We start from the raw sequence: 12,624 nt of genomic DNA on the forward strand, positions 1-12,624 counted from the left end.
TATACAAATGAATAATAAAAAACTAAATGAAGTTATAGAAGAAGTTATAAGAAAATCTAAATACAATTTAGATATACAACAAATCCATAATATCATTACAACCAAAAATCATAAGACTACATTTGCTGATAATTTAGAACCAACAACAAATCAAATACTTGCTATAATAAAAAAAAACTCTGATATTTTCGGAATTGAAAAAAATCTTATATTCTTAAATAAAAAGGAAAAGAGATTATTACGAATAACTTCCAATAAAAATGATTGGGAAACTCCTAGCGGGCATCGATGGTCATTAAAAAGACAAGGTGACTCTAATACAGCTTATGAAAATCAATATGGTTTTGGAGCTGAAGAATGGTTGTTTAACTTAAGATATAATATTGATGGATTTCAGTATGGATATATTAAAGGGTTATCCGAAGTAAATAATATAAAATTTATTGATTTAGCATATCTTTTTACTATTGACTCTCATACAAAAGAACGCAAATTAATTGCTGAAATTAAAGATATTGAGTTATTAAATAAAGACCATTTAGAACCTAAAGTAATTGAAGTTTTTAAAAATTTCAAAAATGAAATGACTAATGAATTGTTAGATGTAAATGCTGATGTGGCAAATTTCAATCTAATGGAATTCTATCCAATAGTTAGATTCAGAATGGAAGATGCTGAAATATTTGACACTCCACATCTAATAAATGAATTAAAAAACGGTAACAAATATAATAGATTCAAGGCTTATATAATAGATGACAATCTTGAATCATTAATTCAAGATAAATTACTAAAAAGACCTTTTATATTTGAACCTGGCAAAAGGAAAAACATTAATAGCGCTCATACACGAAGTACGAAATCAAGGAAATGTATTATTGAAGGCTTACATGCTAAGATAATTGATGATTTAGAAGTACATCTGAAACCTGATTTTAGCATACGAAAAGGTAATATTTCTATCGAAAAAACACTTTTTGGCGATAGTATTGCCGATCTAGTTGTTAAAAACAGTGATTTATCTTTCACTATTTTTGAAGTTAAAACTTCTCATAATACTCGAAATAATGTTCGAGAAGCAATAGGACAACTTTTAGATTATTCTTTGTGGTACGATAATTTTAAAATAAAAGAACTGGTCATTGTTGCTCCAAGTGTAATTACAAATGAGCAATTAGAATATATAAAACGATTAAAATCAAATTTAAAATTAAAGATTAAATATATACAATACTGTGCTTTTAATAAAGAAGCCAAATTTATAGAAATAATAAAATGAGCAAAGATAATTCAGCAAACACATCTAGTATAGTTAGTAAAGTATGGGCATTTTGTCAAACCCTAAGAGACGATGGTGTGGGCTATGGTGACTATTTAGAGCAATTAACCTATTTGTTATTCCTGAAAATGGCAGACGAATACAGCAAACCGCCACACAATAGACCCATGGCAATCCCTACGGACTTCGCTTGGGACACCTTGATAACCAAAAGTGGTACAGAGCTAGAGTCGCATTACAACATCATGCTACGAGAACTCGCCAAAGAAAAAGGCATCTTGGGGCAAATATTTGTCAAAAGCCAAAACAAAATACAAGATCCCGCCAAGTTATATAAACTGATTGCGCTTATCAATGCCGAGAACTGGATTCTGATGGGCGTGAAAGACAAAGGCGATATTTACGAAGGCTTACTAGAAAAAAATGCCGAGGATACTAAAAGTGGAGCTGGTCAGTACTTCACCCCTCGCCCATTAATCAAGGCGATGGTAGAATGTTTGCGTCCAGAACCTTTAAAAACTATTGCCGATCCTGCTTGTGGTACGGGAGGTTTTTTCCTTGCGGCTTATGATTGGCTGGTAGATAATCGAGATTTAGACAAAGAAGCCAAGCAATTCTTGAAATACGAAACCTTTTTTGGTAACGAGATTGTGGCAAGCACCAGACGACTGGCGTTGATGAATTTGTTTTTGCATAACATAGGAGATATCGATTCGGATAATTTTATTTCGCCTAATGACTCCTTGATTACGGATGCAGGAACACGCTTCGATTATATCTTGGCCAATCCGCCTTTTGGTAAAAAAAGCAGCATGACCTTCACCAATGAAGCAGGTGAACAAGAAAAAGAAGAGTTGACCTATAACCGTCAGGATTTTTGGGTAACAACGAGCAACAAACAGTTGAACTTTGTGCAACACATTCGCACGATGCTAAAAACCACAGGTCAAGCTGCGGTTGTATTGCCTGATAATGTTTTGTTTGAAGGTGGTGTGGGTGAAACCGTGCGTAAAAAACTATTAGAAACTATGGATTTACATACCATTTTACGTTTACCAACAGGTATTTTCTATGCCAATGGAGTAAAAGCCAACGTTTTGTTCTTTGATGGAAAACCATCCAGTAAAGAAGCTTGGACCAAAGAAACTTGGGTATATGATTATAGAACGAATGTGCATCACACGTTAAAGAAAAATCCATTAAAACTAAGTGATTTAAACGATTTTATACAACTGTATAATCCAGAGAACCGACACAAACGAAAAGAAACTTATAATGCCGAAAGCAATCCAGAAGGTCGTTGGAGAACATTTACCTACGATGAAATCATGGCTCGCGACAAAACGAGTTTAGACATCACTTGGTTAAAAGATAAATCCTTAGCCGATTTGGATAACCTACCCGATCCTGATGTTTTGGCATTGGAAATTGTAGAAAATATAGAAGCTAGTTTAGCTAGTTTTAGGGCGATTATTGCTAGTTTAAAGTAGATAAATACAATATCAATTTGACAGCATTATTTTAAATTAAAATAATTTTGATACTTCAGATAGAAGAAAACAATCCCTGAGAATATTAACTTTATCTGAAACTTTGAGTTTTTGAGTAAAGAGATTTGTATTGTAAAATCACATTACTGTTTTATGAAACCAATCAAGAAATTTCCTAGATTGGTAAAAATTTAAAAACCTTCTCAGTATTGGCGAGAAGGTTTTCAAATTTCAACTAGACTCTTTTACTAATGAGCCTTAACTGAATAAAACTTTTTTATTTACAAATAGAAAACTCTAATCAGTAGTAACCGTAAACCCCTTTGCAATTAAGGCATTCTTATCTATAATACCCTGACCAGTAGGCGGAGCTTTGGGAATTTGACCAGTCAAATAAATACTTTTTGAGCCTGTAAAAGTCACTTTAGTTATGAAAAGGTTCAATAACTTGTTAACTTCTGTACTTGATAATGAATTGTAGTACAAAATAGCATCGCCAGGTACTGATATCAATTTTGGCATATTTATACTGATTAATTTTTTATTGTTAATTACGTAAAAAGAATAGCTACCATATATCCCTTTGGTTGCAGTATTGAGTAATGGTAAATCCAAAGTAATTAATGATGTGCCTGAAATGTTTAAGCTACCTGTAGTAAGTGAGGATAAATTTAATGAAGTTAATGACTCTCCTGACAAACTTACATCACCTGTAGTAAGCGATGATAAACTTAATGAAGCTAATGATGCTCCAGTCACACTTACATTACCAGTAGCAAGTAAAGGCAAACTTAATGAGGTTAACGGCGATCCAGATACGGTTATATTACCCGATTTAAGTGATGGTAAACTTAATGAACTCAATAGGGTTCCAGATAAAGTTACATTACCGGCCGTAATTAATGGTAAGATTAATGAGTTCAAAGACACACCTGAAACGATTATATTACCAGTAGTATGTAGTGGCAAACTCAATGAGGTTAATTGTCCACTATACGCGCTTACATTTCCGATTGTAAGCAATGGTGCATTTAACGAGGTTAAATAATTTGAACTAAAAATATTAATTGAACCAAATTTTAAAAGAGGTAAATTTAAAGATGTAATGGAACAACTATTTAAACTTATTGAACTTGCACTAGTAAGGCTATCGAGAGAAACAGACTTGAGTTTATTGTCATTATATATATTGAGACTTGATATACTTTTTAAATCATTTAGATTTACAGTAGTTAAATCCAAATTATCATTAATAAATATTTCCCAGACTGACGTTAAACCACTTAAATCTAAAGTTGTTAATCCTGTTGTATTTGAGATGCTTATATGAGTAGTATTAGCCCCTAATTCCTGAGCAATTTGAGCAGCGGCTTGAGCATTTGTGATGTTTCCCGTTATGAAAATATGTGTTTTCCCTTGGCTGAGTGTAACGGCATTTGTGCCATTTTTTCCATCAATACCATTGACACCATCTTTCCCTGGTTCTCCATCTTGAGTACAGGATACTATGCTAATTGTAAGTATTAATCCTAATATTATTTTTTTCATTATTAAACTTTTAAAATTTACCTACTCTGTTTTCGGTTTTCGACTGTCGTGCATGCTGTGCTTTTTGTTATACATAAATTTGTAAAGCCACTAATTAAATAAACCTAATTACCACCAGCCATAAACTCGATAGACAGTTTTGGGCTGACCTTTACCATAAGCTATTCCAATATCCCGGGCTGCCCTAATTGTCTGTTTTCTCAAGTCTAAATCATCTTGATACTCCTTCATTTTAAAATCCCACTCTTTTTTCTCGTTTTCAAAAATTCTTTTAGCAATTTTATTTGAAAATGCTTGAGCTTCCTTAAAGCAGCTTGCATTAGGATCAATTTGAGCTAGATATTCACTTGCTTCTAATGCCCCTGAAGCATTCTGATTTGAATTCCAAGAATTTGTAGCATCAGCTAAACTAACCCTACATGCTTTATCTATTTGTAATTTGTATATTGGTGCAACAGCATCTATGCATTTGTCATAGCAAACTTTACAAACTTCAGGCACACTTGACAGCTTATAAATAGCTTCATCATATTGGCTTTGGCTACCCAATGATTGCGCATCTTTAATTATAAAATCGCATTTACTGTTGTAGTATTCAACTATCTTGCTCTTACCTCTTTCAATAAAAGCTTGATACCTTGGATCATTGGTTTTCAAGGTTTTTAGAGCAGAAATATAGGCTTTTGTTTCATTTTCACCTGCTCCCTTAACAGTTGTTGAAAAACTTGCAAACTTCGTTCCTTCGATACCGTCTCCAATATATAAAGATATACCTAATTCAAGTGCTTGCATTGGTGGTGCAGTAGGCGTTATATCTTTTGACAAAACAATAATATTTGCAGTTAAAATAAACCGCTCATTAATATCACTACTCCCCATTCCATTTTGCGTCACAATTTGACTTAATTTATTCTCCAACATACTTCGAGCTGCTGCTGGCATATTGTCCATCTGTTGAGAAACATATGAGGTAAGGACAACATTAGCTACCTCTTTACTTTTTTCAGCTGTGATTTGCGCGTAATTACTAAAACCTAATATAATTAAAATAGTCAGAAATATTGATTTCATAGTTTCAGTTTTTGTGTTTTTTTTATCTAAAATGCCCTTATCTTTTCCCTCCAATTACAACTTCTGATTTCCCTAGACCAATTGCACTAGACTCTGCTGGCAATTTATATGTTTTTCTTAGATGCTTTCTAAGATTTGTTGCAAATGCATCTGCGTCAAAAGCGGTTGTTCCATCTTCAGCATAAATTGGAATTCTTACTTCTTTAAATGTCATCATATTAGGAGAAGAATTGATTAATTTATTTCTTCCTTTTACCGTATTAGTTGTTACCCATTTTTTGATATCATCCTTAAGTTCATCTCCATCTTCATTAATTTCATCATTAAGTTTTTTTGGAGAATCATCCCACACTTTAATATCAAGCGATATTTCCCGTCCATTTTCAAACATATCATCAAAATGGGTCATTAATTGACCATTAAAATTATCGATATGCGATAACACAGCAGTCTCCAACATAATAGGAAGTATTGCGCCCATCAATTGATTACCCGTACCCCCAGCCGATGCAATGTTTTTGTTTGTCCCTGCATCAAGACCTTTCAAATCAAATGTTACTGATTTTTTCGGCCCTAATGTATTTACAGACCACGTTATTTCTAAAACAATATCAGGCCTTGCTGTTGCTAATAGCATATCTCGTGGCGAACTGGCAATATTGCTTCCATTAGAATTTGCATCCATATTGTTTAAAGCTTTTTTATCTACAAGATCTTTTAATGAAGAAGCTAGATTCTCCAAAGGGAAACCTCTTTCTTTCATCATATTCTCAATTTTATTGACTACTGAATAAAGATCTGCATTATTATCAAAAGCTTTTTGATAGTCCATTACTTGTACTTTGCTACCCTGATTATCTATTTCAGAAACATATCCGTTGGATACCATCCAGACGTTTGCTGGGAATATCATTATGCTTGGTTTTTTTGCTTGTGAATAAAGCATAACCGTTGAACATAAAAAAGCTATTATTATTCTTTTCATTGTTTTACTATTAAATTATTATTTTTATTCCGTCAGTAATCATTTTTTTCTCTAAATCTGATTTTAGCACTTTCGCAACAATTCCAACTGTTACTCCATTTCTAGCAGGTTTAACATCAGTTTTATTTTGCTTTGTTTCAGCACTTATAAAAGCAGAGTAATCTCCTTTATCTGAAAAAAAAACATTAAAATAAGTTTCCTGTTTCTTTTGAATATTAACTTCTGCTAATAACGGTTTGTTGTCACATTCAGATTTTCCGTCTGTTATTACAGTGAATAAAACAGATTCAAGAGCATTTTTTTTAGCTTGTTTTATAGCTTCTTTTTTATTTACCCCATTTCCCCAAGCTTTCAAGATAATGGTTCCATCCAAATTATTCCCTAAACATTCGGTTTTATAAATGTAATTCCCTGCTATATTTACAGAAGGAGTCTTACATCCAAAAAATATTAAAGAGCAAAAAACAAAAAAAACAATCCTATTTTTTTTTTTCATAACATACCTTTTTTAAAACCCCTTTGAAAGTGATTTAATTATACTTGCATTTTCTAAATCCTTTCTTAATTCAGCAACATTAACCGAAACTATAACCCCTACTTTATATTCTTTCCCAATCTTCATTCTATCTTCGGCTGCAACAGCACCATCCGTTGAAGTAGAAACAAACTTCATATATTTACCTCCATCTGCAAAAAACGGTTTGAAAAAACCTGATTTTTCTTCTTCTAAATTCACATTATTTGCTAACGGATTTTGTCCTGGCACACCCGATTTTCCTGTAAATCCTTTAAAAACTATTCCGTGAACAGCATTTTTCTTAGATTGTTCGATAGCAACCTCAGGCTTCTTTGAGTATGACCACACTTTGATTAAATAGGTCCCTGTTACACCCGTTTGCATAGCCTCAATTTCATACCTCCAAATTTCTGTATCCTTATCAGCCTTCTTCCTTTCTTGAGCAACAACGTTAATTGATAAAGTGATTAAAAGTAAAAAGGTGAAAATTAATTTTGTTTTTGATTTCATAAGTACACTTTTATTTTTATAAATAAAATGCAATATGCTTGTTTAAATAAATTTTCATTTACCTTAAACAGGTATATTGCACAATATTTTTATTTCAAGAATTATCCTAATTTATTTGTCTAATTAACATTCCGGAATAAAATTTATCTCCTCCTTCAAATGTGGTGACATCAATTGCAGGTTTATCTTCTATTTCAGAACCATCCACCTGAACATCAACATATCTATTATCCCAAATTAATTTTTTATCTACTTTGATTGTACCTTTCTTTTTATAGTCGATTTTACCTGTTTTCTGATCCATAATCGCTTCAAGCACTTCGAATTTTTCTCCGCCTTCCAAACCCTCTTTCATCCCTATTTTTGCGGTCAAAGGATTACCAGAAAACAATGGCACTTTAGTTTTAAAAACATCATACTTTTTTTGAAGTTTTGCATAAACATTATCTATATTTCTAGTCACGGATAAATCAATAATTTGATCTTCCGTTCTTTTTTCTTTCAAAGAGAAAGTTACTAAATTTGAAGATTTTTCTGACCCAATATATTCTAATTGGAATAAATCTGAATTATCAAAATTTAGTTTCCTTTCATCTGAAGATGAAGATCCAACTGTTGTTTTATCCACCCACAAGTCACTATAAAATGTATTGCTGATTGATTCATCCCATTTTAATTTAAATAAGTATGAAGTTGTCCACACTGAATATCCTTCTTTTGCAATGTCATATCCTTTATTGGCTAGATTTATAGCTTTAGTTCGCAAAAACTCAACACTAATATTTGAAGCAGCTGTTTGAATTGCTGCATCCCTGATAGCTCTTGCCAGAGGTTCATTCTCAACAAATTTCATTTTGGAAACTACAACAAAAGTGTTATTAATCAATTCCTCGCCAGCAGTTAATATTAAAGCTTTACCTTCATTAGAAGCTTCAGCTGTTTTCATATCTAAGAAGGAGGCATTTATTAATCCTCTTTTTCCAATTAAGTCGATATCGAAAGTCCCGTCTACCTGTCTATCAAACCACTTACCGACTAATTTATTGGCTGTTTTATTTTGTTCAAAATACTTACCTATTAAAATTGGCATATCGACTTCTGTACTATCAACAATACCTCCTGTAGCTTCTGAAACCAATCCTTTGGTAAAACCCCCTAATTTACTCTGCTTTTGTCCAGAGGACTCCCTTTCTTCTTTTGTAACAGTGTATTTTTTAGGATCAAATGATTTTTCACTAAGATTGTGATTGTCGTATTTGTCAGGAAAAGGAGCATTGTTATACGCATTAATAACTTTGTCTTTCTTGGGAAAAGCATCTGACTCCAATAGAATTGTATACAATGAACTTCTTCGATATTTAATATCCTGTAAATCATTATCGGACTGCGCATAAGATACTAGACCGGTAATCAGTGACATTGTAAATAATAATTTTCTTAAACTCATAAAAACGTTTATTTCTTTCCTACTCGTATGGATTTTCAGTAACTCCCCGTTTATTATAGTGGTTTCTGGACTCCACTATTATTAATATTCTTTTAAGCTATTTTATTCTCCAAACGTAACAACATAAAAAACAGAATCATTACGGAAAACCGTAATTAGAGTAAAAAAGTGTGAGAAATAAGTATTACACCATATTTTAATCTTTTTCAAATATGATTGTGGATTGCAGAAACACAGTCAAAAATAATGTTCAAAAGTTTAGTCTTTTGTACAATTATAGAAATAATGTGAAAGTGAAAAATCATAATCAAATTATAGATAACATATTACTATTAAAGTTTCATGGGACAGTTTTGGACAGGGAAAATAAATCTAAATTCACGTACTTATCACAAAAGATCTTAATAATCAATCGATTAATGTTTTGTAATTTGACTAAAGCCTGTTTGAAATCTTAAATATTTTGTAATTTTAAGTAGCTGAATAGTTCACGATTTCGTTCGCCGTGGCGAACTTGATACAAAAAAATCCTTAATCATCAATTGATTAAGGATTTATTATTTTAACGTATTACATAACACCTTCTATGCAGAAGTTTTTCTAAATTTTCAATTCGAAGGTTTCATATCAAATATCCAATCACTTAACCACATACTTGTTCAAAATATACTGGGTCACGGGTTTAAGAGGTTTGTCATTTTGAGGATGTCTACCATGAGTATTAAAGAAATCAATACCTGTTTCTGTTTTGGCATACCAAATAATGGCGACTCCGTTTTTAAAGCACGATGTAGTATCGCATATAGTAATCTTCTGGAGCTCGCATTTACGTTTATCAAAGGGTTCTACATTTTTGAGACTTACCAAAGCATTTACTTCCAAATCACAATTCACTACTTCATAATGATCGTCACTCCATTGCATGCATTGTTTTTCTGGAAAAACAAATCGACTTATTGCAAAACCTAGTACTAAAATTCCACCCACAGCCAAACTAATTAAAAGTTTCCTTTGAGGAAAAGTAGTTGATTTTAAATTTTCCATCACATTTGGATGTTCTTCTGTTTTGGGAACTTTTTTATTTTCGGGTTTAGTTTCAACCAGCTCTTGACTAAGTATACTTAAGTCCGACTTTAAAAATTTTAAATAGGGTCTGGGTTGAAAATCTACTAAAATTGCCGCCATTTCTACCGCATCTCTATCTACTAAATCTGTTTCTCCTTTAAAAAAGTTTTCGATAGGTCTAAACTTATCTGTTAACTCTTTCACTTTCGCACTACAGCTGGGCGTAAATTCGAACTTAAAAAAAGAAGCAAAGACACTTAAATCATTTTTATCAGGACTCTCCTTAAATAAATCCATACATAAATTTCTAAGTCTTGCTCTGGAGGGATTCATCAAATCTGCTGAATGTTTTCCTTTTTCTTCAATTAGGTATTTTGCTTTAATAGCTTTTTTATAATCTTCAAATGTATAGTTTGACATAGGCCTTTTTAGGAATTTCCGGGAATTCTTAGGATTTTCAGGAAAGCTCAGGAACTCTAGGAATTCCTTACTCTTATTGGTTTGAAACCGCCTTTCCTTTGCCTCAGAATTAGTTCTTGTTCTATTTCGCGATAAGAACAAATGTACAAAACTAGTTCAACAAATGGTGTCGCTGCAACTGTATTGCGTAATTATCCGGGAAGTATAATCTATTCTTTACGGTTGAAGCTCACTCCTACTTCCCAAAAAACACTTGGTATCGCAATCATTAAAATCTGGAAAAGTTCCAGACGGCCATACCTATTCCAATTTTTAAACTAAATTAAGATGAAAAGATTTTTTACAGTGGGAGCAATCGCTCTAATAAGTGCCAGCATATTTTCGTGTACAGCAGATGAGACCGTTAACAACGATCAAAAAGCGAGAGTAGATGAAAATAGCATTCAAACAGATAGTACCAATACAACCTACGCAGACTATGGTCCAGGCGACGAACCTATACATGTACCAGAACCTAAATAAAGTACGGTTTTTCGATGTTTATTAAAAAATTATATACTATTTTCGGGGAAAGTATCACTATGTTACGATCCCCGTTTTTATGTTTGTTTATTTTTGTATTCTTTCTATCGTGTCAAGAAGAAAGAGAGACAACCATAAAGTCTACTACTACACCAAAAGAGATTACCTCTTACCGAAAAGAAGGTCTAGCACAATTGCAGAAAGAAAAATTTAATGCTGCCTTTTACAATTTTAATAAATCTAAAATACTTTCGGAGTCCATTAAAGACAGTGCCAATATTGTCTTTAATCTTATTCAAATGGCATCCATTCAACAGATAAATGGTGATTATTACGGAAGTAAAGAAACTATAACAGAGGCACTCCCCTATTTAAAAAAGGAAGATATTTATGCGGCATCAATCAATAATATTTTTGGAATAGCGGCTAAAGAACTGTTTCTCTATGATGACGCCATCTTTTACTATAATCAAGCATTTAAAAATACAAGTGACGCAATTACCAAAGCGGCACCTTTAAACAATATCGCAGTTGTCTATATCAAACAAAATAAATACGATAAAGCGATCAAAATATTAGAATCGATTCTAAATACTAAAAATAGTGCTAAGCTATACCAAACAACAATCGCACGCGTTACCGACAATTTAGGCTATGCCTACTTTAAGAAAAATGATTTCGATAAAAGTATTTTATTATTGAAGGATGGACTTGCTCTGCGTGATACAATTGATGATTCTTACGGAAGTATCGAAAGCAACTTACATTTGGCCGAATTTTATTTGAAGATTGACAAAAGAGAAGCCATTGAGCATGCTGAACAAGCTTATAAGACAGCTACAAAATTTAAAAGTATCGATGAGCGTTTAAAATCTTTGTCTTTTTTAATAACTGTAGATTTTGATTTGGATTATGGTCAGTACGCGCAACAATACATATACTTAAATGATAGCATCACAAGGGTACGTAACAACTTTAAAAATAAATTTGCCAAAATAAAGTACGATTCGAAAAAAGAAAAGAATGAAAATCAAAAACTACGTTTGGAGAAAGCCGAAAATTTGTTATCCATGCAAAGAGCCGAATTTCAGAAAATTCTATTTTTAATTGGATTTGTATTGTTACTTGTAGTCATAGTATACTTACAAAAAAACCATCGAAATAAAACCAAATTATTAAAAATTAAAACGGCATACGATACCGAAACTAGAATATCAAAAGACATACATGATGAACTGGCAAACGATGTTTTTCAGGCTATAACTTTTGCTCAGACACAATCTTTAACAAGTGAAAAGGTTAAAGAATCTTTGATAGAAAAGCTAGATACTATCTACAATCGAGTTAGAAGGATTTCGAGAGAGAACAGCGAAATTCACACAGGAGCAAATTACGCCAAAAATTTCAAGGAGGTCATAGCAACTTATAGCGATAGTTCAAGAAATGTGATAGTGAATAATATCGAAAAAGTAAACTGGGAACAGCTTGATGATATAAAAAAGGTAACTATTTATCGAATTTTACAAGAATTGATGGTAAATATGAAAAAGCATAGTGAGGCCACCTTAATAGTCGTAAAGTTTGACATATCAGATGCTAAAAGTCTTATTATCTATTATTCTGATAACGGAAAAGGTTGCGCTATGGAAGAAATTTCTAAAAATGGTATCCAAAATACGGAAAACCGTATTCTAGCTATAAATGGATCAATTAATTTTGACACGGCTCCTAATAAAGGATTCAAAGTTAAAATAACAGTACCTAATTAAT

At 32.3% G+C, this 12,624-nt stretch carries 11 protein-coding genes; 4 read left to right on the plus strand and 7 right to left on the minus strand.

All coding sequences use genetic code 11. The features are described from left to right. Nucleotides 1-7 precede the first annotated feature (7 nt). Entirely contained in the window at nt 8-1,279 is a 1,272-nt protein-coding gene (locus LXH21_RS01595) for a hypothetical protein (protein ID WP_239862146.1), read from the plus strand. Then, complete coding sequence (locus LXH21_RS01600; RefSeq protein ID WP_239862148.1) at nt 1,276-2,769, plus strand: class I SAM-dependent DNA methyltransferase; 1,494 nt, start codon at nt 1,276-1,278, stop codon at nt 2,767-2,769. The genes LXH21_RS01595 and LXH21_RS01600 overlap by 4 nt, the downstream gene beginning before the upstream one ends. 297 nt (nt 2,770-3,066) lie before the next feature. On the opposite strand, the gene LXH21_RS01605 is transcribed toward LXH21_RS01600, so the two are convergent. The 7 genes from LXH21_RS01605 to LXH21_RS01635 form a co-directional block, all read right to left on the minus strand. Continuing rightward, entirely contained in the window at nt 3,067-4,317 is a 1,251-nt protein-coding gene (locus LXH21_RS01605; RefSeq protein WP_239862150.1) for a hypothetical protein, read from the minus strand. Between the two features lie 108 nt (nt 4,318-4,425). Further along, on the minus strand, nt 4,426-5,388 hold the full coding sequence (locus LXH21_RS01610) for a hypothetical protein (protein ID WP_239862152.1): 963 nt from the start codon (nt 5,386-5,388) through the stop codon (nt 4,426-4,428). Between the two features lie 37 nt (nt 5,389-5,425). Next, nucleotides 5,426-6,373: a DUF6175 family protein gene (locus LXH21_RS01615; RefSeq protein WP_239862154.1), complete on the minus strand. Its 948-nt coding sequence runs from the start codon at nt 6,371-6,373 to the stop codon at nt 5,426-5,428. Between the two features lie 10 nt (nt 6,374-6,383). Beyond that, nucleotides 6,384-6,869: a hypothetical protein gene (locus tag LXH21_RS01620; protein ID WP_239862156.1), complete on the minus strand. Its 486-nt coding sequence runs from the start codon at nt 6,867-6,869 to the stop codon at nt 6,384-6,386. A 12-nt stretch (nt 6,870-6,881) separates the two neighbouring features. Beyond that, the gene (locus LXH21_RS01625) at nt 6,882-7,400 is read right to left on the minus strand and encodes a hypothetical protein (protein WP_239862158.1); all 519 of its coding nucleotides are present in this window, start codon (nt 7,398-7,400) and stop codon (nt 6,882-6,884) included. Between the two features lie 106 nt (nt 7,401-7,506). Continuing rightward, nucleotides 7,507-8,847 (minus strand): hypothetical protein, encoded by a 1,341-nt coding sequence (locus LXH21_RS01630; protein ID WP_239862160.1) that lies wholly within the window; start codon nt 8,845-8,847, stop codon nt 7,507-7,509. A gap of 639 nt (nt 8,848-9,486) precedes the next feature. Then, nucleotides 9,487-10,332 (minus strand): hypothetical protein, encoded by an 846-nt coding sequence (locus LXH21_RS01635; protein WP_239862162.1) that lies wholly within the window; start codon nt 10,330-10,332, stop codon nt 9,487-9,489. Between the two features lie 327 nt (nt 10,333-10,659). Between LXH21_RS01635 and LXH21_RS01640 the strand changes: the two genes are divergently transcribed. Then, on the plus strand, nt 10,660-10,854 hold the full coding sequence (locus tag LXH21_RS01640; protein WP_239862164.1) for a hypothetical protein: 195 nt from the start codon (nt 10,660-10,662) through the stop codon (nt 10,852-10,854). 14 nt (nt 10,855-10,868) lie between these two features. Beyond that, the gene (locus tag LXH21_RS01645) at nt 10,869-12,623 is read left to right on the plus strand and encodes a tetratricopeptide repeat-containing sensor histidine kinase (RefSeq protein WP_239862166.1); all 1,755 of its coding nucleotides are present in this window, start codon (nt 10,869-10,871) and stop codon (nt 12,621-12,623) included. The last annotated feature ends 1 nt before the right edge of the window (nt 12,624 follow it).

The organism is Flavobacterium algicola, from assembly GCF_022399565.1.
Lineage (GTDB): Bacteria > Bacteroidota > Bacteroidia > Flavobacteriales > Flavobacteriaceae > Flavobacterium > Flavobacterium algicola.

Excerpts from the sequence above, each read along its gene's own strand:
- LXH21_RS01595 (WP_239862146.1), top strand. The coding sequence starts at position 8 with ATGAATAATAAAAAACTAAATGAAGTTATAGAAGAAGTTATAAGAAAA.
- LXH21_RS01600 (WP_239862148.1), top strand. The coding sequence starts at position 1,276 with ATGAGCAAAGATAATTCAGCAAACACATCTAGTATAGTTAGTAAAGTA.
- LXH21_RS01605 (WP_239862150.1), bottom strand. The coding sequence starts at position 4,317 with ATGAAAAAAATAATATTAGGATTAATACTTACAATTAGCATAGTATCC.
- LXH21_RS01610 (WP_239862152.1), bottom strand. The coding sequence starts at position 5,388 with ATGAAATCAATATTTCTGACTATTTTAATTATATTAGGTTTTAGTAAT.
- LXH21_RS01615 (WP_239862154.1), bottom strand. The coding sequence starts at position 6,373 with ATGAAAAGAATAATAATAGCTTTTTTATGTTCAACGGTTATGCTTTAT.
- LXH21_RS01620 (WP_239862156.1), bottom strand. The coding sequence starts at position 6,869 with ATGAAAAAAAAAAATAGGATTGTTTTTTTTGTTTTTTGCTCTTTAATA.
- LXH21_RS01625 (WP_239862158.1), bottom strand. The coding sequence starts at position 7,400 with ATGAAATCAAAAACAAAATTAATTTTCACCTTTTTACTTTTAATCACT.
- LXH21_RS01630 (WP_239862160.1), bottom strand. The coding sequence starts at position 8,847 with ATGAGTTTAAGAAAATTATTATTTACAATGTCACTGATTACCGGTCTA.
- LXH21_RS01635 (WP_239862162.1), bottom strand. The coding sequence starts at position 10,332 with ATGTCAAACTATACATTTGAAGATTATAAAAAAGCTATTAAAGCAAAA.
- LXH21_RS01640 (WP_239862164.1), top strand. The coding sequence starts at position 10,660 with ATGAAAAGATTTTTTACAGTGGGAGCAATCGCTCTAATAAGTGCCAGC.
- LXH21_RS01645 (WP_239862166.1), top strand. The coding sequence starts at position 10,869 with ATGTTTATTAAAAAATTATATACTATTTTCGGGGAAAGTATCACTATG.